Origin of the sequence: Bacillus sp. HMSC036E02, assembly GCF_001836235.1 — a bacterium.
GTDB classification, from domain to species: Bacteria; Bacillota; Bacilli; order Bacillales; family Bacillaceae_G; genus Bacillus_A; species Bacillus_A cereus.
In genome coordinates this window covers 36,776-56,056 of record NZ_KV827882.1, presented here as the reverse complement: position 1 = coordinate 56,056, position 19,281 = coordinate 36,776, and the positions used below count along the sequence as shown (strand labels likewise).

The window sequence follows — 19,281 nt, the reverse complement described above, 5'->3', positions numbered from 1 at the left end:
ATACTTATACTTTAAGGAGATAACAATGAAAGTTTTTTGTATCGATCAAGGGGAGTTTTTATATGAACAAATACAAGAGCTTGATTTATGAAGAAAGAAGAGCCTTAAAGGTATTTATATTATTATTTTATATTATATTCTTTTTATATGACGCTATATATTATTTTGTATATCCTGCTATGAATATTAGTGGAACAGCGGTAGGGTGGCCAGAAGGTAGTCTTGGGATAGGTGTGCCTATATTTGTAATAGCATTATTTCCTATTTCTATATATCTTCAAAAAAGAGGGTATGTATATTCTGTAAAATATTTATTTTTATTTGGATACATGTTTATCAATCTTGTTAACAATTTAATGATTTATTTGCGAACGGATAGACCTTTTGAACATGGTAGTATGGTAGAAATGTTGTTAATTTTATTTGCCCCAGTTTTCGTGAATAGAAAATACTTTTATTTAGTTTCCTTTAGTGTAATTGGAAAGTACGTATTTTTCACATTGCTATTACAAGATTTAAAAGTGATAATTCCACTTGTTTTATGTGTATTTTATTTCATTATTTCACATTCTTTATTAAAACGATTTCAATCTTATGTAAGAACAGTGGTTGAAATGATGAACAATATGAAAGAGACGGAAAATTTAGCTGTGATTGGGACTATGTCTACAACAATTGCCCATGAAATTCGAAATCCACTAACAGCGTTAAAAGGGTTTACGCAAATGCAAAAAGAAAGAAATCCAACTGATACGATGAGCTACGACATTATGCTACAAGAAATTGAAAGGGTTAATGGATTTGTTAGTGAATTGATGTTGTTAGGGAAACCAAAGCCAACAAATTATGAAAGGTGTAATATACGAGACACCCTTCTATATGTTGTGCATCTAATGGAAAGTTATGCAACGCAATATAGAGTTAAATGTAATTTACAAGTAGATGGAAATCTACCGGCTATAAACGGTGATGATAAGCAATTAAAACAAGTGTTATTAAATATCATTAAAAATGGAATAGAATCAATGCCAGAGGGTGGAGAAATTCATATCCGTGCATATCAAAAAACGCAAGGACATTTGTGTATTTCTGTTGAAGACCAAGGATGTGGTATAGAGAATGAGAAGTTAGAAAAAATCGGCAAGGCGTTTTACACAACAAAGGAGAATGGTACAGGACTTGGATTAATGATTACATATAAAATTATTAAGGAACATCAAGGGAGTATCACGATCCAAAGTAGTCTAGGAGTAGGAACGAAAGTAGAAATTTTTCTGCCGACCGTTTAATGTATTTGAGAAAAGATTTTTCAGAAAAGTGTTCTTGTTGTGTAAATATAAACATTTTATAAAATGTTTCAAGAAGGGTTTTTTTTATAAAATACTTCGTTTATAATGGAGGAAAATATCGACATGAGATTGATTGCTCATGTAACGGTTCAGTAGTGTTATGAAAAGATAAGAAGGGGTGCACGCGCATCCTTTTTTCTATGCAGATATTATGAAAGAGGTGGTATGATGGAATTAACATTAAATTCGACTGTATGTTTACACACGATTCAATTTCGAAAAGAGCAAAAGAATTATACTGTAAAAGACACAATTACAGGAGAAAAATATGAAATGCCGCCACTTTGGATTGATGCATTGGCAATGATGCGTGACGGTTTTTTATTGGGGGAAATTGAGGAGAAATTAAAAGAAGAGTATCCATCCGAAGAAGTGAATATGTTAGCATTCACGAAGCAACTGTTAGAACTAGAACTTGTTGAAATGGTAGATGGGGAAGAAATAGCTTGTACAAAGAAGAAAGAGAAGGATTATTTAGCTTGGTTACGTCCTCATGTTGAGCAATTCTTTCTTAATTTAAATAAAAAAAATAGAAGCAAAGGTCAATGATGATCTTTGCTTTTTTGTATAGTTTGTTTAAAAAATTACAGCAAATGCTCTTGCAAAAGCACCGTCGCTATCTTTAATTTTTAAAGGTGCTGCTGAGAAGAAGAAACGTTTCGTGTGAATGGCATCTAAGTTTGTTAAGTTTTCGATTAAATAAATATTATTCCCAAGTAGTATGTGATGAATTGGTGATGTTTCTGTCGTTACCTCATCAGGAGAAATAAAATCTAAACCGACAGATTTTACTTTTAATTGTACTAGTTCCTCGGCTAATTCTTCAGAAAGATAAAAAGCTTCTTTCTCATACGCCTCCGTGTTCCATTTAGTAGATAGATTGGAATGGAAAATAACAATATCTCCTTCTTTTATATCAGCATCGTGCAGTACTTCTTTAGGTAGTTTTCGTTCTTGTACATGCGTTACATCAATAAGAACAGCTTCACCTACAAATTGATCCAGCGGTAATTGATCGATGGTCGTTGCGCCTGAAATAAAATGCGCAGGAGCATCACAATGCGTGCCAACATGAACGACAGAATGAAAATCTGTAACTTGATAGCCTGATTCTTCAACACTTGTAACAGCTTCTAGTTGTATTTTAGGTGTTCCAGGAAATTGAGACATATTATTTTCAAATGTTTGTGATAAATCAATTACTTTCATTTTACATACCTCCAATATATGTTTTTCAAATAATAAAAAGCTCATCCTTCAGTATCAAGAAAGATAAGCTTTACATGCTAGTTGAGTTTTATCTTCCAAAATGCAATGCATTTTGCAGGAATTAGCACCTATTCAGTTCGTATAAACTGAGGTTGCTGGGCTTCAAAGGGCCAGTCCCTCTGCCTCTCTTGATAAAGAAGTATTCAGTTTCAAAGTCTTAATTTTCTGATAGTTAAATTGTAATTCATTTCCTTTTTGTGTGCAATACAAAATAGGTATTCACCCAAATAAAGCCGCTCGCATATTGTAGCTTATGTAAATAGAATGCTGCGAAGGAGTGAGTGCAGTGACAGGAAATGTATTGAATTATTATGCTGGTGGTAATACAGCTAGGGGATTTCACAATTTATACGAAGAGAATTTAAAAGGATTAGACAGATTATTTATCTTAAAGGGTGGTCCAGGAACGGGAAAATCTTCTTTAATAAAGGCAATAGGTCGTGAATGGGTTGGAAAAGGATATGATATTGAATTTTTACATTGTTCTTCTGACAATAAATCGGTTGATGGTGTAATTATCCCACAATTAAAAGTAGGAATTGTTGATGGGACATCACCGCATGTTATTGAGCCAAAAATGCCAGGAGTTGTTGAAGAGTATATAAATTTAGGAATTGCTTGGGACTCAGATAAACTAAGAAAGCAGAAGTTAGAAATTGAAAGATTTGTTTCAGAAGCAAGAAAAGCTTTTCAGTCTGCTTACGCACGTTTTAAAGAGGCATTGGTTATACATGATGAGTGGGAGAAGATATATATTGATAATATAGATTTTAATAAAGCAAATGAACTAACCGATCAGCTAATCCAGAAATTATTTGCAGATAAAAGCGGGAGACAATCGCTTGTCAAACATCGTTTTTTAGGAGCTGCAACACCGAAAGGAGCAGTTGACTTTGTTCCTAATTTAACAGAAGGGTTACCACATCGTTATTTTATAAAAGGGCGCCCAGGCTCTGGAAAATCAACAATGCTCAAAAAGTTAGCTAAGGCAGCTGAAGAAAAAGGATTTGAAGTTGAAGTATATCATTGCGGATTTGACCCGCATAGTCTTGATATGGTTATCGTAAGAGAATTAGGCTTTGCAATTTTTGATAGCACCGCACCGCATGAATATTTTCCAAGTCGTGAGGGTGATGAAATTATTGATATGTATGCCCTTATTGTTACGCCAGGGACTGATGAGAAATATGCGAAGGAAATTCGTGATGTTTCCATTCAGTATAAAGCAAAAATGAATGAGGCAATGTCTTTCTTAGCGAAAGCAAAATCGGTTCGTGATAAATTAGAACGAATTTATATTGCTGCTATGGATTTTTCAATAGTAGATGCATATAAAGAGGAGATTCAAAAAGAGTTTGAACGAATTGCTGCTACTGTAATTGAAAAGCAACAATAGAAGTTTTATTAGGCTGTCAGTAATTTCTGACAGTTTTTTTAGTATGTAGTAAAATTAATAGTGTATTGTCGAATTTCCAAGGAAATAATCAAAAAATGGAGATGTTATGAAATGAGAGAGAAAATCGAGTTGGAGTTAGAAAGAATTGAAAAAGAGAATGATGTGAAAATTTTATTTGCGGTGGAATCAGGGAGTCGTGCTTGGGGGTTTCCATCGAAAGATAGCGATTATGATGTTAGGTTTGTTTATATACATCCGGTAGAATGGTATTTATCAATTCATGACAAACGTGATGTAATTGAATATCCAATTAGTGATGATTTAGATATAAGTGGTTGGGATATTAAAAAGGCGTTGCAACTATTCGCGAAGTCGAACCCAGCTTTACTTGAGTGGATTCGATCACCAATTTTTTATTCGAAAAACTCTAATTTTCCAGAACTACTTCAACAGATGAGTGAGAAGAATTTTGATCCAAAAGCAACGATATATCATTATTTACATATGGCGTCGAAAAATTATCGTGAATTTTTGCAAGGTGAGAATGTAAAGCTGAAAAAGTACTTTTATGTATTACGTCCTATTTTAGCTTGTAAGTGGCTAGAAGAGAAAGCAACTTTACCACCTGTAGAATTTGATCGATTGATTACAGAATTACCATTAGAACGTAGTGTATTAGATGAGATTGAAAAGTTGTTAATAAAGAAAAAAGCAGGTACTGAATTAGATGTTGGATTGAAAATTAAGGTGCTAAATCAATTTTTAGAAGAACAAATTCATTACTATGGGCAATATGTAAAAGGAATTGAAAAGGGATCAGGGATCGATATTGAAATTTTAAATACACTATTTCGAGACATGCTGTTTGAAGCATATGAAAAAGAGCACAAGTAAGTTTGTGCTCTTTTTATTTTGTAGGAATGAAGAAAACAGATATAGCTGCGATAAGACCTGCAAAGGAGAATAAGTAAAAATTCCATGCTAAGTCATATTGCATTGTCATAATAATACCGATGAGAATAGGGCCAGCAATTGCACCAACTCGGCCAAGTCCCAGTCCCCAGCCTAAGGAGGTAGCTCGGATATGTGATGGGAAGTATTGTGTTACATATGCATTTAATATTTGAGTAATACCGACAGATCCAATACCAGCAAGGCCAATTAAAAGATAAATGATTGTAACAGATGGCTTAATTGTTAATAGTCCGATACATATGGCTGCCATAAGATAAGAGATGCTAATAACAATTTTTGCGCCTATACGATCAGCAATTGCTCCAGCGAATAACGCACCAACAGCTGCGGTAATATTTAGCATAAGTAGAAAAGACAGACTAGATCCAAGAGGATATCCCGCCTGGCGCATCATCTGTGGTAACCAAGTATTTAAACCGTATATTAAAAACATTCCCATTATATAAGTGATCCAAAAAAGTAGTGTTGCTTTTATGTATTCTTTTGAGAATAAAGTAAAAAATCCATTTTTCTTTCGTATAGTAGATGGAGCTTGATGAGTTTTATTTTTTACATGAAATTCAATTTGAAAACGATTAAGAATTTGGTTCACTTCTTCTTGGCGATTACGTGATAATAAAAATTGAATGGACTCAGGTAAATAGCGAATAATGAAAGGAATGAGGAGTAGTGGAATCATTCCGATACCAAACATAATTCTCCATCCGAAATCTTCTAACATAAACATAGACAAAATAGCACCTAATACGATACCTAAAGGATAGCCAGTAAACATAAGAGCATAAATAAAAGATTGCCTTTTTTTGGGTGAATATTCAACAGTAAGTGCTGAAGCCGTTGGGATAACACCGCCTAATCCGATTCCTCCTATAAATCGAGATAATCCAAATAATTCAGGAGAAGAAGCGATAGCCGCTAAACCCATTGTGATAGAAAAAAGTGCTAAACAGCATATAAGCGTCCATTTACGCCCAATTAGATCTGTAATCGTTCCAACTAGAATAGCCCCAATAAACATCCCAAATAAAGCATAGCTTGCAATTGTACCAGCGTGCGCTGGTGATAGCGCCCAGCTTTTGTCTTCTAGGAGCTTTGGTAGAACGGCACCGTAAATACCTAAATCATATCCATCAGCTAAAATGGCTAGCCAACAAATAAAAACAACAAGTTTTGTAATAGAGCTTGAAAAGATAGTTTCTGTAGATTCTAGATGAGGTGGAGCTGAAGGTTGCATAATATTCACCCCTTTTAATTTGTAGATGAATATATTATTTTATTTAATGTTAATATTTTCCTTCCTGTGTCGAAATTTATCTGAACAGGTTTTATAACAAATAAAGAAGTTCAACCGTAATTCTGTTGAACTTCTTTATTTGTTTACTCATTATCAACGCGTTTTAACGGTTGATCTGCTGGGCCTTCAAGAACGTCTCCCTCAATTGAAAAACGAGAACCATGGCAAGGACAATCCCAAGTACAATCACCATTATTCCATTCAACTTCACAGCCGAGATGTGTACAAGTTGTATCGACGATATGTAATTTTCCTTCTTTGTCCTTATAAGCACCTGCTCGTTTACCGTTAACATGTACGACAGATCCTTCACCAACTTCGAGATCTTCTGGCTTACGTAATGCGGTTTCAATCTTTCCTTCAATTAAATGTTTCGCAACATCAATGTTCTGGGAGAGGAACGTTTTTATATCTGGATTTGCATGGAAGCGTGATGGTGCATACAGTTCTTTATAGGGACTGTGGACTTTTAAGATTGAGTCCTTCAGTAGGTGAGCGGCAGCAGTTCCAGTTGTCATGCCCCATTTGCGATATCCAGTTGCAACAAAGATATTTGGATTTCTTTCGTTAATATGTCCGATATAAGGAAGCTTATCTAGAGTGATTAAATCTTGTGCTGACCATCTATAAGGAACCTCGTCTATTCCAAAAGTTGCTTCAGCAAAAGAATAGAGTGCTTCATAATGAAGCATAGTATTTATTCCTTGTCCTGTTTTATGACTCTCTCCGCCAATCAAAATTAATTTTTCTCCATTGTTTGTTATATAGCGTAAGGAGCGCTTTGGATCATCAATACTTAAATACATGCCACCTGGATAATCCGTTTTTGCTTTTATTGCAAGAGCGTAGGAGCGTTCTGCGTACATTCGCGTAAAGAAAAAGCTATTTGCATCATAAAAAGGAAAATGTGAACAAGAGACGACATATTCACAAGTGATATGATGGCCCTCTTTTGTAATTATTTGTGGATGATCTCCCTTTTCCACATCCATAGCTGTTGTTTGTTCGTAGAGCTTTCCGCCCATCTCCACAAACTTTTCTAAAAGTGTTTTTAAATAAAGAAGGGGATGGAATTGTGCTTGATTTTTCATTATAAGCGCAGATTGTACTGGAATAGGAATCGATAGAGATTGAACATAGTCACAAGGTATATTTAATTTTTGATAAGCTTCATATTCTTTCGATAAATTTCTTAATCCGTTATCGGTAGTTGTATATAAATATGAATCTTCATTTGAGAAATTACAGTCGATTTTATATGTTTGAACAGTTTCATTTATGAATTGTAGAGCCTGATTATTTGATTCATAGTAAAGCCCGGCCTTTTCTACACCGAAATGGTTTATTAATTCATCATAAATAAGATCATGTTGTGCTGTTACTTTCGCTGTTGTATGCCCAGTCGTTCCGTTTAAAATACGACCAGAATCAATTAAAACAACATCGATGCCTTCTTTTGCAAGTAAATAGGCAGTAGTAATACCTGTAATACCAGCACCGATAATAGCAACTTTTGTCTTTATATTTTCGGATAAACGAGGGAAAGTAGGAAACTGAGTAGATTCAATCCAATAAGATAGCGGCAGTTGTGGAAATGTATCACTTGTCATTGCGGAAACCTCCTGATTTTAGAACAATTTTCCTTTTAATATTTCCATAATATATGAAATTCATGTGTGTTGTTTTAGAAGTAGTCTATTTTTATTAAAAGAGGTTATAAATTATTTTAATATAATTAATTAGATGGGGCATTATGAAGTGGTAGGATTTATATAAAACTAAATTCAAGTGATTCTGTTTGTTGATTACATAGGGAGTTATTGAATGAGATAGAGTCTATGGCGTTTAAGAAAATGTCTATATATAGTGGGTAAATCCTTATGGAATCTATACATTTTCTTTAGTGAAATAAAGTATGATTATAAAAATATAACCACCTTTTATTACTAGGTCATAAAAGGTGTTGACAATATAGAAATTCTATTGTTATGATTCATCATGTGGAAAGGTTGATAGAGAGTAAAAAGAGAAATGTTTTTCATTGATAATAAAAGCGAAAAATAAGTGACGATAGAGTGAGTATATTTTCCTTATAATAGATGCTTTTTGGATCATCTAGTAAAATCAATCTGGAAGCAAGAATTGATATATGTAAGTTGCGCAAGGCGCGGCATAAGAAAGGAGCAAAAGGATGAAGGAGCTTCATACGTTTGGGTGGTATGCAGCACGTGTATCACCACATTTGCCGAAAAAAGCATTTAAACCAGTGCCTACTCGTTTATTTGGTGGACTGGCTTATTTGCTTGTGGCATTGGCGGGGTTAATATCGATTGGTGTATTTGAATTGAATGTGTGGGCGAATCTAGGAATTGCGATTGTTCTTGGATTATGTTTTGCTTCACTTGGATTTTTAGGGCATGAAATTTTACATGGAACTGTTGTAAGAAAGGCATGGCTTCGTGACTTCTTAGGCGCGATTGCATTTATGCCATTATCAACAGGGCCAAAGCTTTGGAGAAAGTGGCATAATGCAACGCATCATGTTCATACACAGCATGAAGAGAATGATCCGGATGCATGGCCGACACTTGAGAAACTTAAGAAGAGTAAGTTTTTGAGTTGGGTATATCGTATGCCTTTACATGTACGTTCATTCTTTAGTTTTCTGTCACTAACAATTCAATTTACATTGCATTCGACTCGAATGTTCTTTCATTTTATAAAAGAGTTCAAGTCATCCAATCAAAAATCTGTATGGCTTCAACTTCTTTTGCCTTGGACAGTTTGGATTAGTTTATTGTTTATTATGGGACCTGGAAAATGGTTATTTGCATATGTCATTCCGTTGTTAATTGCTAACTTTATTGTAATGGCATATATTGCAACAAATCACCGCTTAAATCCAATTGTTCCAGTAAATGATCCGTTAGCAAACTGTTTGTCAGTAACAGTGCCGCGCTGGGTAGACGTTTTACATTTCAATTTCTCATATCATACAGAACATCATCTGTTTCCTGCTATGAGTTCTAAATACTATCCGTTAGTAAAAGAGAAGATTAAAGAAATGTGGCCGGAACGCTATCATGAGATGCCGATGACAAAAGCTTTGGCAGCGCTATGGAATACACCACGTGTGTATTATCAAGGAAGTGAATTAGTGGATCCGCATAGAGAGCATTTCTATGGTTCTTTAGGAAATGGACTAGATCCTCATAATATTTCATATCGTGAGGAACATATAGAGGAAGAAAAGAGTATTAAAAAAGTAAATCAGTAAAAATTAATATATTTTTGCAATGAAAAAGCAAGCCATCTCAGGCTTGCTTTTTCTTATAAAGAAACTTCCTTTTTGTTCTTTTTATGGAATTGGACGGAGTTAGTTTCTTTTCGTTGTAGTCGTTTTTCTAAGAGATTAACAAAATAAGTAAATAGAAGAACAAGTACGAGATAGTATACACCAACGATTATGTAAGTATCTAATTGTTGGAAGTTACCTGCTGCAATTGATAAACCTGATCCCCATAACTCGGACAGTCCTACGTAAGCGACAAGTGAAGAGTCTTTTAATCCGATAATAAATTGGTTTCCTAGAGGAGGAAGAGACAGACGAAATGCTTGTGGTAATATAATCCGGCGCATAGCTAAAGGGTAAGGCATACCTAAGGAGCGAGCGGCTTCCAATTGTCCCCGGTCGACGGATTGAATGGATCCTCGGAAAATTTCCGTAATATATGCACCGTTATGAATTGCTAAAGCGATTGCTCCTGCCCAAAAAGGGGAGAAAACAATGACAGATGTAATGCCAAAATAGAGAATTGCGATTTGAACGATTAAAGGTGTACCACGAATAATAGCAATATAGATATGAGCAATGCTATTTAAAACTTTGTTATTCGAGATCCGAAAGAAAGCAAATAATAATCCAATTAATGAACCGAGTACTAGGGAGGTTAATGTTAATTGTAATGTGACAATAGTAGCTTTTAAGAGTGTGGGATAGGTAGAGATAAAAATTTCAAACATGCGTTTCACCTCATATTGTATAGATTTTAGTAGAGAATGAAATGCCCCACATAAAATGAACATTTAATCAGTGGGGCACTGTTTATGAATCTTTTGAATGGCTAACTTACTTCGTTTTTTCCTCTTCACCGAGAATATTACGCCCGAACCATTTTTTACTGATCTTTTCATACGTACCATCTTTAATGATTTCATCTAACGCTTTATTTACTTTCTCAACCATTTCTTTATCATCTTTGCGAATAGCAATTCCCATTTCATCAAGATTTAATGGTTTTCCGGCTTCTTTTATATTTGATTTTCCTTCTTTTATCATACGTAGACCAACCATTTGATCCGTAATTACTGCGTCAACACGCCCAGGCTCTAAATCCATAAGAGCAGTAATATCGCTGTCATATTCAGTGATTTGATCTGTATATTTTGCAACAAGATTTTTAAAGGTACTAGCTTTTACAACACCAATTTTCTTACCTTTTAAATCTTCTGGAGAAGAGATAGCGTTATTCTTTTTAGCTACAAAAATTTGGGCGCCAGAGCGATAGTACGGATTTGAGAAACTAACAGCTTTTAAGCGCTCCTCTGTAATTGCCATACTACCCAGTATTACATCATATTTCTTCGCTTGAAGACCTTGAATCAGCGTTTCCCATGGGTTTGTAACTGGCGTAGCCTTCATGTTCATCTTTTTAGCAAGAGCTTCACCGATTTCTACATCAAAACCGACAAGTTTGCCGTCATTTTCTTTATAGTTAAAAGGTTTGTATAATCCACTCATCGCATAGCGAAATTCTTTTTCACCATTTGTTGAAGTAGTAGAGCTTTCTTTGCTACAAGCTCCTAGTATGAAAGATGTACATAGTGTAATGCTAGCAACAATGGTTAATAGTTTTCTTTTCATAAAACCCCTCCTATATATTGATCATACGGATGGTTTTTTAGTATGTTATTGAAATATTTTATTTGGATGATTAGTTGTGCACCGTATGAATGTATTCTTTTTCGTTCGAAACAAAAGTTACATTATAAAACGTTGCGTAAAAATTGTTTTGCCCGTTCATGTGATGGAGCTGAAAAGAATTGTGCTGGCGGAGCATCTTCTACAATCTTTCCATCATCCATAAAGATGACGCGATCAGCTACATCTCTTGCGAAATTCATTTCATGAGTAACAATAACCATTGTCATCCCTTCTTCAGCAAGTTCTTTCATAACTTGCAATACTTCTCCAACAAGTTCAGGGTCTAAAGCTGAGGTAGGCTCATCAAATAGCATAATCTTAGGGCTCATTGCAAGAGCTCGTGCAATGGCAATGCGCTGTTTTTGACCACCTGAAAGAAGATGAGGAGTTACATCTGCTTTATCTTGAAGGCCGACTTTTTGGAGAAGTTGAGTTCCAATATCCTTTGCATTTGCTTTCTCTAATTTTTTTACGTGAATAGGTGCTTCTATGATGTTTTCTAGTGAGGTCATATGAGGAAAGAGGTTAAAGTGCTGAAAAACCATACCGACATTTTCACGGACTTTATTTAAATTTGAATGCTTTGGATCAATTCGCTCACCTTGTAAGTGAATTTCGCCTTCATCGTACATTTCTAAAAAGTTAAGACAGCGAAGTAATGTACTTTTACCAGAACCACTGGCACCAATTAAAACAACAACTTCTTTTTCTTTTACTTCTAAATCAATTCCTTTTAACACATCAAGTGAACCGAATGATTTTACTAGATTTCGAACTTGAATCATACAAAACCCCCAGTTAAAAATATATTTTACAAATGTTGCCCCTTATTTCTGTTATTAGTCATAAATTGTCAGAATCCTTTATTTTTTTCGTGCAATTTGATATTCAAAGAAATAATTTTTTTAAAATCTCTATATCCTTCTATAATGAAAATATGGATAATAATATATAGGTAGTATTTATATTGCTTATAAAAAGGGGGAAAGGGAAGATGGAAAAAGAAAGGAAAACATTTTCTTTTGGATTACGTACACAACTTATGCTATTCACTACAGTTTTAGCTTTCATTACATATTCAACAAGTATCTTTTTTATTTACGTGATATACGATTATTTTCAAAGTTATATAAGTCAAACTGTATATAATATTATCGTTATGTTATTAGGGGTAGTATGGTCTGGAATTTTAGCATATGGAGCAGCCGTATTTTTAATTAAACCGCTTCGCAAGTTAGAGGAAGCGGCAAGAAAAGCAGCTGAGGGTGATATTCGTGAAGATGTTCCATTACCGAAGACAGATGATGAAATTAAATCTTTAAGTGTTGCATTTAATATGATGTTAGGAAACTTAAGGGGCATGGTAAAAAATATTGATACAACATTTTCGTATACAAACAATCAAGTACAGCAGATTAGAAAACAAACAGGTGAAGCAACGAGACAAGCGCAAGGTGTATCAGAGACACTTGCAGAAATTTCTTCAGGCGCTGAGCAATCAGCGGCATCAATTCAAGCAATTGTTTCTGCTGTTGATACAACGACTTCTATTGCAAGTGAAGTAGAAGAAAAAGCGAAGCAGTCTGATACATTGTCTTCAGAAATGGTTGAAGCTTTAGGGCATAGTACTCGTGTCTTTACGTCTTTAATTCAAGGTATTCAAACATTGGCAAAAGAAAATGAAGATTCAATGCAAAATGTACAGAAGTTAGAAGAACGAATGAAACAAGTAGAACATATTGTGTCTGTTGTGAGTGCGATTGCTAGCCAAACGAATTTATTAGCACTAAATGCTTCTATTGAGGCAGCTCGCGCAGGAGAGCATGGAAGAGGCTTTGCGGTTGTTGCGGAAGAAGTACGTAAACTTGCTGATGAAAGTGATCATTCTGCAAGAAACATATCGCAGTTATTACGGAATATGCAAGATGAAGTACAACAAGTTGCAATGAAAATGACAGAACAAGTGAAAATAGCTAAAGAAGAGGCGAAACGTGGGGAAGCTACGGAATTAATTTTAAAAGAAATGTCATCAAGTGTTATGGAAGTAGCCGATGCAACTCAGCAAATTAGTAGTTATATGAATGAACAAGTGAGCCACATTCATCAAACAGGAGCACAAACAAAAGCTGTAGCAGCAATTGCTGAAGAAACGTCAGCTGGTTCGCAAGAAGTGGCGCGTGTGACGCTACAACAGTCTAAAAATATGATAGTAATCGATCAATTATTAAAGGATTTAGAGAAGCAAGCAACTGATTTGAAACAAACAATTGAACGATTTTCAATGTAAAAGGAAGAACAGAATGCTGTTCTTCTCTTTTTTATTTAGCTTGATTTAATATTTACAGTTAAACTATGAACGTTTCCGCAACATTCTTTTCTGCCCCTTTCGGATGAAAATTATAGCGAGCTATAATATTAAAAGGGGTGTCTTTTATGAAAAAAGAAAAAAGACAACGGTTAATTAAACAATTTGTAAAGGAGTATGAAATAGATAAGCAAGAAAGATTAGTAGAATTGTTAGCAAAAAAAGATGTATTAGTAACACAAGCTACGATTTCTCGCGATATTCGTGAGTTAAACTTAACGAAGGTACCTTCTCAAGAAGGATTAATGATATATAAAGTTTTCTCAGAAGAGCATTTACAAACTGATATAAAGTTAAAGAAAAAATTACGAGAAGTTGTTGTAAAAATTGATTGTGTAGATCAATTAATGGTTATTAAAACATTACCTGGTAATGCACATGTTATTGGTGTTTTATTTGATGAGTTAGATTGGAAAGAAAAAATAGGATGTATATGTGGAAATGATACATGCCTTATAATTTCACAGTCGAAATCAGATAGGGAGATTATAGAAGAAAGATTAAATTTAATTATTTAGATGCAAAAATCCTGTTTTTAATAAAATTAAAAACAGGATTTTTGTTTAAATACGGAAGTTAAATATTCAACATATATGCGTAATATATGTATTTTTTATTGAGAAAGCGAGATAGTTTGTTATAAAAATACATATTCGTATGATTTTAAAAAAATAACTTGTTTAATATTTCACAATGATAATGTGGATGCTTTCACAAAGATGAAAGTGCAGAGTATTTATTATGTACTTGTAAGACATCAAACATATTTAAAAGGAGGTACAACAAATGAAACATCCGATACATGTTACTTCAGAAATTGGGGAATTACAAACGGTTTTATTAAAACGGCCGGGTAAAGAAGTGGAAAACTTGACGCCAGATTATTTGCAGCAATTATTATTTGACGATATTCCATACTTACCAATTATTCAAAAAGAGCATGATTATTTTGCACAAACGTTACGCAATCGGGGTGTTGAAGTTCTTTATTTAGAAAAACTAGCCGCTGAGGCGTTAGTAGATAAAAAACTTCGAGAAGAATTTGTTGATCGTATTTTAAAAGAAGGGCAGGCCGACGTAAATGTTGCACATCAAACTTTAAAAGAATATTTACTTTCCTTTTCAAATGAAGAATTAATTCAAAAAATTATGGGCGGTGTACGGAAAAACGAAATTGAAACAAGTAAGAAGACACATTTATATGAATTAATGGAAGATCACTATCCGTTTTACTTAGATCCAATGCCTAATTTATATTTTACTCGTGATCCAGCAGCTAGCGTGGGCGATGGCTTAACGATAAATAAGATGAGAGAACCAGCGCGTAGACGTGAATCATTATTCATGGAGTACATCATTAAATATCATCCAAGATTTGCAAAACATAATGTACCAATCTGGTTAGATCGTGATTATAAATTTCCAATTGAAGGTGGCGACGAGCTAATTTTAAATGAAGAAACAATTGCGATTGGAGTATCTGCTCGTACTTCAGCTAAAGCAATTGAACGTTTAGCTAAAAATCTCTTTAGCCGACAAAATAAAATTAAGAAAGTGTTAGCAATAGAAATTCCAAAATGTCGAGCATTTATGCATTTAGATACAGTATTTACAATGGTTGATTATGACAAGTTTACAATTCACCCAGCCATTCAAGGGCCAAAAGGGAATATGAATATTTATATTTTAGAAAAAGGATCAGATGAGGAAACTCTTAAAATTACACATCGTACTTCTTTAATGGAAGCATTAAAAGAGGTATTAGGCTTAAGTGAATTAGTTCTTATTCCATGTGGAGGAGGAGATGTAATTGCTTCTGCTCGTGAACAATGGAATGATGGCTCGAACACATTAGCAATCGCGCCAGGTGTAGTTGTTACATATGATCGCAACTATGTATCTAATACGTTATTACGGGAACACGGTATAGAAGTGATTGAGGTGCTAAGTTCGGAATTATCTCGTGGTCGTGGGGGTCCACGTTGCATGAGTATGCCAATTGTTCGTAAAGATATTTAGTATAAATAACGGAGAAAGTAGGGATGAATTATGTTAATGACTAGACCAAATTTAAAAGGAAGAAGCTTTCTAGCAGAAAAAGATTTTACACAAGAAGAATTATTATATTTTCTAGATTTGGCAGCAGAATTAAAAGAGAAAAAGAAAAATGGTATTCCGCATCATTATTTAGAAGGTAAAAATGTAGCGCTCTTATTTGAAAAAACTTCTACTCGTACACGTTGTGCATTTACAGTAGCATGTACAGATTTAGGAGCAAATCCTGAATATTTAGGGAAAGGTGATATTCAACTTGGGAAAAAAGAATCTGTAGAGGATACAGCAAAAGTGTTAGGGCGTATGTTTGACGGAATTGAGTTTCGTGGATTTAATCATGAAACCGTAGAATCTTTAGCACAAAATTCTGGTGTGCCGGTTTGGAATGGATTAACAGATATGTGGCATCCAACACAAACACTAGCAGATTTATTAACAATTAGAGAACATATAGGGAAATTGAAAAATGTGAAGCTCGTTTACGTTGGCGATGGACGAAATAATGTTGCTAATAGCTTACTAGTTGGTGGAGCAATCGTTGGAATGGATGTACGTATTTGTACACCGGAATCTTTATGGCCTGCACAAGAAGTAATTGATTTAGCAAAAAAATATAATGAACAGGTAATGATAACAAGTAATGTGGAAGAAGCTGTTGCGAATGCAGATGTAATTTATACAGATGTATGGGTGTCTATGGGGGAAGAAGAAAAATTTGCTGAACGTGTCGAGTTATTGAAACCTTATCAAGTAAATATGAAAATGATTAAAGCAACAGGGAATGAAAACGTGATTTTCTTACATTGTTTACCTGCATTTCATGATGTTGAAACGATGTATGGCGAAGAAGTTTATGAGAAATATGGGTTGAAAGAAATGGAGGTAACTGACGAAGTATTCCGCAGTAAACATTCAAAAGTATTTGATCAAGCTGAAAATAGAATGCATACAATTAAAGCGGTTATGGCAGCTACTTTAGGAAACATGGAGTAAAGAAGAAAGGGAGTCTTCCTTTCTTCTTTCTCCTCCTTTAGACACTATCATTCACTATTGCTTTTGTATTGTTATTGCAATTTAAGAGAGGTGAGTGGAATGGGTGAAGATAAGAAATTAGGGTTGTTTACACTAACGGCTCTTGTAGTTGGGTCTATGATTGGCGGTGGAGCCTTTAATTTAGCGAGTGATATGGCAAAAGGTGCTGGTGCTGGAGCCATTATTATTGGCTGGGTTATAACAGGAATTGGGATGATTGCACTTGGATTATCTTTTCAAAATCTAACTGTAAAACGGCCAGATTTAGATGGTGGTATTTTTAGCTATGCAAAAGCAGGATTTGGTAATTTTATGGGGTTTAATAGTGCGTGGGGATACTGGCTATCTGCTTGGCTTGGAAATGTAGCTTACGGTACATTATTGTTTTCTTCATTAGGATATTTCTTCCCAATCTTTGAAGGCGGGCAAAATGTAGCGTCCATTATTGGTGCAAGCGTATTATTATGGTGTGTTCACATGTTAATTTTACGTGGAGTTCAATCAGCAGCACTTGTGAATTTAGTAACTACAATCGCAAAATTAGTACCTGTATTTGTATTTATTGTCATAGGAATCTTCGCGTTTCATATTGATACGTTCTTAGATGGATTTTGGGGGCAAACTGGTTCTTTTTCATGGGGAGCAGTTGGCAGCCAAGTTAAAAGTACAATGCTTGTAACTTTATGGGTATTTATTGGGGTAGAAGGGGCTGTTGTTTTATCCAGTCGAGCAAAAAATAGAAGTGATGTAGGGAAAGCAACCGTTATTGGCTTAATTGGTACACTCATCATTTACATTTTAATCACATTATTGTCTCTTGGACTTATGCAGCAAGCAGATATTGCAGGTTTGAAAAATCCGGCTATGGCTTATTTATTTGAAAGTGTTGTTGGAAAATGGGGTGCTATCTTTATTAATTTAGGTTTGGTCATCTCTGTATTAGGTGCTTGGTTAGGTTGGACTTTGCTCGCTTCTGAAATTCCATATTTAGCGGCTAAAGATGGAGTATTTCCAAAATGGTTCGCAAAAGAAAATAAAAATAAGGCTCCAGTAAATTCATTATGGATAACAAATGGTTTAATACAAATGTTCTTGTTAACATTCGTCGTTTCTGATCAGGCGTATAACTTTGCATTCTCTTTAGCATCTTCAGCTATTTTAATCCCATATGCTTTTTCAGCGTTTTATCAACTGAAGCATAGCTTAAAGTCTGAAGAAGCAGATCGAAATAAAAATATAATAATTGGCTTGATAGCAAGTATTTATGGCGTGTGGCTAGTTTATGCAGCTGGTTTAGAGTATTTATTATTAACAATGACTTTATATGCGCCAGGTATTTTTATTTTTTACAATGTTCAAAAGCAAAAGAGTTCGAAGCAAATATTTACTCGAGTGGAATTAGCATCATCCGTAGCAATTGGTGCTTTAGCATTCTTTGCGATTTATGGATTAATTACAGGCAGTATTACTTTATAAAGCGCTGTGAAAGCGAAATCAACTGGAGGGCTGGAATATGGCACGAAGAAAAATTGTAGTTGCACTAGGGGGAAATGCGATACAGTCTGGAGAAGCTACTGCGGGAGCGCAGCAAGAAGCGTTGGAAAAAACGGCAGAACAACTTGTGAAAATAATGGAAAATGATGTGGATATAGTAATTGCGCATGGAAATGGCCCACAAGTGGGGAATATTTTATTACAGCAAAAAGCTGCAGAAACGGAAAAGACACCTGCAATGCCATTAGATACTTGTGGGGCAATGAGCCAAGGAATGATTGGATATTGGATGGAAAATGCGATTGAAAAGGCATTGAAAAAACGGAATATAAAAAAAGACGTAGCAACGGTTATAACACGCGTTGTTGTGGATAAAAAAGATGAGGCATTTAAAAATCCAACTAAACCAATCGGTCCTTTTTATACAGAAGAAGAGGCCAGAAGATTAATGGATGAAACAAAAGCAGTGTTTAAAGAAGATGCTGGTAGAGGGTGGAGACGCGTTGTTCCATCACCGAAGCCTGTAAGTATTCATGAACATAAAGTGATTAATTCTTTGGTCGAAGATGGAAATATAGTGATAGCTGTTGGCGGAGGTGGAATTCCAGTAATTGATTCCGAAGAAGGGCTAAAAGGAACTGAAGCAGTTATCGATAAAGATTTCGCTGCACAGAAATTAGCAGAATTAGTAGATGCCGATACGCTCGTTATTTTAACTGCAGTTGATCATGTGTATGTAAATTATAATCAACCGAATCAAAAAAAATTAGAGCATGTCACAGTGAATCAATTAGAAGAATATATTGAAGAACAACAATTCGCTGCGGGAAGCATGCTTCCAAAAATTGAAGCTGCTATTAATTTTGTTAATAAAAATCCAAAAAGAAAAACAATTATTACGTCTTTAGAAAAAGTATATGAAGCACTAGAAGAAAAAGCTGGTACTATTATTTCAAAACAGAATGTATGCATATATGTTTAAATTCTTATGTACGCTACTTAGTAGTAAAAAAGAATGGAGTTAGTAACTTCATTCTTTTTATTTATTAATATTTTTTGTACTTATTG

At 34.6% G+C, this 19,281-nt stretch carries 16 protein-coding genes, 2 pseudogenes and 1 riboswitch; of the genes and pseudogenes, 12 read left to right on the top strand and 6 right to left on the bottom strand.

Annotated features, from left to right (window positions below):
- The first annotated feature begins 62 nt into the window (after positions 1–62).
- Both HMPREF2590_RS27945 and HMPREF2590_RS27940 read left to right on the top strand, forming a co-directional pair.
- Complete coding sequence (locus tag HMPREF2590_RS27945; RefSeq protein WP_001046106.1) at positions 63–1,289, top strand: ATP-binding protein; 1,227 nt, start codon at positions 63–65, stop codon at positions 1,287–1,289.
- A gap of 228 nt (positions 1,290–1,517) precedes the next feature.
- Positions 1,518–1,898, top strand: a complete 381-nt coding sequence (locus HMPREF2590_RS27940; RefSeq protein WP_000424119.1) for a hypothetical protein — start codon at positions 1,518–1,520, stop codon at positions 1,896–1,898.
- Between the two features lie 27 nt (positions 1,899–1,925).
- Here HMPREF2590_RS27940 and HMPREF2590_RS27935 read toward each other — a convergent pair whose 3' ends face one another.
- Positions 1,926–2,558 (bottom strand): cyclase family protein, encoded by a 633-nt coding sequence (locus HMPREF2590_RS27935; protein ID WP_000862983.1) that lies wholly within the window; start codon positions 2,556–2,558, stop codon positions 1,926–1,928.
- An 85-nt stretch (positions 2,559–2,643) separates the two neighbouring features.
- A riboswitch (SAM riboswitch) is annotated at positions 2,644–2,756 on the bottom strand.
- A gap of 148 nt (positions 2,757–2,904) precedes the next feature.
- Here HMPREF2590_RS27935 and HMPREF2590_RS27930 point away from each other — a divergent pair.
- Together HMPREF2590_RS27930 and HMPREF2590_RS27925 are read left to right on the top strand one after the other, a co-directional pair.
- Positions 2,905–4,014, top strand: a complete 1,110-nt coding sequence (locus HMPREF2590_RS27930) for a PRK06851 family protein (protein ID WP_004413415.1) — start codon at positions 2,905–2,907, stop codon at positions 4,012–4,014.
- Positions 4,015–4,125: 111 nt separating this feature from the next.
- Entirely contained in the window at positions 4,126–4,908 is a 783-nt protein-coding gene (locus tag HMPREF2590_RS27925; protein WP_001208232.1) for a nucleotidyltransferase domain-containing protein, read from the top strand.
- Between the two features lie 13 nt (positions 4,909–4,921).
- Here the strand turns inward: HMPREF2590_RS27925 and HMPREF2590_RS27920 are convergent, their stop codons facing one another.
- Positions 4,922–6,223: an MFS transporter gene (locus HMPREF2590_RS27920; protein ID WP_001183092.1), complete on the bottom strand. Its 1,302-nt coding sequence runs from the start codon at positions 6,221–6,223 to the stop codon at positions 4,922–4,924.
- Positions 6,224–6,366: 143 nt separating this feature from the next.
- On the bottom strand, positions 6,367–7,893 hold the full coding sequence (locus tag HMPREF2590_RS27915) for an FAD-dependent oxidoreductase (protein WP_000199977.1): 1,527 nt from the start codon (positions 7,891–7,893) through the stop codon (positions 6,367–6,369).
- A 581-nt stretch (positions 7,894–8,474) separates the two neighbouring features.
- Between HMPREF2590_RS27915 and desB the strand changes: the two genes are divergently transcribed.
- Positions 8,475–9,560, top strand: a complete 1,086-nt coding sequence (gene desB, locus HMPREF2590_RS27910; RefSeq protein WP_000661226.1) for a Delta(10) desaturase DesB — start codon at positions 8,475–8,477, stop codon at positions 9,558–9,560.
- 53 nt (positions 9,561–9,613) lie between these two features.
- Here desB and HMPREF2590_RS27905 read toward each other — a convergent pair whose 3' ends face one another.
- The 3 genes from HMPREF2590_RS27905 to HMPREF2590_RS27895 all read right to left on the bottom strand — a co-directional run bounded on the left by HMPREF2590_RS27905 (position 9,614) and on the right by HMPREF2590_RS27895 (position 12,052).
- Complete coding sequence (locus HMPREF2590_RS27905; RefSeq protein WP_002004337.1) at positions 9,614–10,369, bottom strand: amino acid ABC transporter permease; 756 nt, start codon at positions 10,367–10,369, stop codon at positions 9,614–9,616.
- 43 nt (positions 10,370–10,412) lie between these two features.
- Complete coding sequence (locus HMPREF2590_RS27900) at positions 10,413–11,207, bottom strand: ABC transporter substrate-binding protein (RefSeq protein ID WP_000823768.1); 795 nt, start codon at positions 11,205–11,207, stop codon at positions 10,413–10,415.
- A gap of 122 nt (positions 11,208–11,329) precedes the next feature.
- On the bottom strand, positions 11,330–12,052 hold the full coding sequence (locus tag HMPREF2590_RS27895) for an amino acid ABC transporter ATP-binding protein (protein ID WP_000616925.1): 723 nt from the start codon (positions 12,050–12,052) through the stop codon (positions 11,330–11,332).
- A 209-nt stretch (positions 12,053–12,261) separates the two neighbouring features.
- Between HMPREF2590_RS27895 and HMPREF2590_RS31335 the strand changes: the two are divergent.
- From HMPREF2590_RS31335 to arcC, 7 genes and pseudogenes are all read left to right on the top strand, one after another.
- Positions 12,262–12,612: pseudogene (locus HMPREF2590_RS31335) on the top strand (HAMP domain-containing protein); the annotation flags it as partial.
- A 369-nt stretch (positions 12,613–12,981) separates the two neighbouring features.
- Positions 12,982–13,554 (top strand): annotated as a pseudogene (locus tag HMPREF2590_RS31330) (methyl-accepting chemotaxis protein); the annotation flags it as partial.
- 146 nt (positions 13,555–13,700) lie between these two features.
- Positions 13,701–14,150 carry an arginine repressor gene (argR, locus tag HMPREF2590_RS27885; protein ID WP_000711822.1) on the top strand — a complete coding sequence of 150 codons (450 nt, stop codon included), beginning with the start codon at positions 13,701–13,703 and terminating at the stop codon, positions 14,148–14,150.
- Between the two features lie 268 nt (positions 14,151–14,418).
- Positions 14,419–15,651: an arginine deiminase gene (gene arcA, locus HMPREF2590_RS27880; protein WP_000682331.1), complete on the top strand. Its 1,233-nt coding sequence runs from the start codon at positions 14,419–14,421 to the stop codon at positions 15,649–15,651.
- A 30-nt stretch (positions 15,652–15,681) separates the two neighbouring features.
- Entirely contained in the window at positions 15,682–16,680 is a 999-nt protein-coding gene (gene argF, locus HMPREF2590_RS27875) for an ornithine carbamoyltransferase (RefSeq protein WP_000930289.1), read from the top strand.
- Between the two features lie 99 nt (positions 16,681–16,779).
- Complete coding sequence (gene arcD, locus HMPREF2590_RS27870) at positions 16,780–18,195, top strand: arginine-ornithine antiporter (protein WP_000503399.1); 1,416 nt, start codon at positions 16,780–16,782, stop codon at positions 18,193–18,195.
- 37 nt (positions 18,196–18,232) lie between these two features.
- Complete coding sequence (gene arcC / locus HMPREF2590_RS27865; protein WP_050821517.1) at positions 18,233–19,195, top strand: carbamate kinase; 963 nt, start codon at positions 18,233–18,235, stop codon at positions 19,193–19,195.
- Positions 19,196–19,281: the final 86 nt, after the last annotated feature.

Excerpts from the sequence above, each read along its gene's own strand:
- HMPREF2590_RS27945 (WP_001046106.1), top strand. The coding sequence starts at position 63 with ATGAACAAATACAAGAGCTTGATTTATGAAGAAAGAAGAGCCTTAAAG.
- HMPREF2590_RS27940 (WP_000424119.1), top strand. The coding sequence starts at position 1,518 with ATGGAATTAACATTAAATTCGACTGTATGTTTACACACGATTCAATTT.
- HMPREF2590_RS27935 (WP_000862983.1), bottom strand. The coding sequence starts at position 2,558 with ATGAAAGTAATTGATTTATCACAAACATTTGAAAATAATATGTCTCAA.
- HMPREF2590_RS27925 (WP_001208232.1), top strand. The coding sequence starts at position 4,126 with ATGAGAGAGAAAATCGAGTTGGAGTTAGAAAGAATTGAAAAAGAGAAT.
- HMPREF2590_RS27920 (WP_001183092.1), bottom strand. The coding sequence starts at position 6,223 with ATGCAACCTTCAGCTCCACCTCATCTAGAATCTACAGAAACTATCTTT.
- HMPREF2590_RS27915 (WP_000199977.1), bottom strand. The coding sequence starts at position 7,893 with ATGACAAGTGATACATTTCCACAACTGCCGCTATCTTATTGGATTGAA.
- desB (WP_000661226.1), top strand. The coding sequence starts at position 8,475 with ATGAAGGAGCTTCATACGTTTGGGTGGTATGCAGCACGTGTATCACCA.
- HMPREF2590_RS27905 (WP_002004337.1), bottom strand. The coding sequence starts at position 10,369 with ATGTTCATTTTATGTGGGGCATTTCATTCTCTACTAAAATCTATACAA.
- HMPREF2590_RS27900 (WP_000823768.1), bottom strand. The coding sequence starts at position 11,207 with ATGAAAAGAAAACTATTAACCATTGTTGCTAGCATTACACTATGTACA.
- HMPREF2590_RS27895 (WP_000616925.1), bottom strand. The coding sequence starts at position 12,052 with ATGATTCAAGTTCGAAATCTAGTAAAATCATTCGGTTCACTTGATGTG.
- argR (WP_000711822.1), top strand. The coding sequence starts at position 13,701 with ATGAAAAAAGAAAAAAGACAACGGTTAATTAAACAATTTGTAAAGGAG.
- arcA (WP_000682331.1), top strand. The coding sequence starts at position 14,419 with ATGAAACATCCGATACATGTTACTTCAGAAATTGGGGAATTACAAACG.
- argF (WP_000930289.1), top strand. The coding sequence starts at position 15,682 with ATGTTAATGACTAGACCAAATTTAAAAGGAAGAAGCTTTCTAGCAGAA.
- arcD (WP_000503399.1), top strand. The coding sequence starts at position 16,780 with ATGGGTGAAGATAAGAAATTAGGGTTGTTTACACTAACGGCTCTTGTA.
- arcC (WP_050821517.1), top strand. The coding sequence starts at position 18,233 with ATGGCACGAAGAAAAATTGTAGTTGCACTAGGGGGAAATGCGATACAG.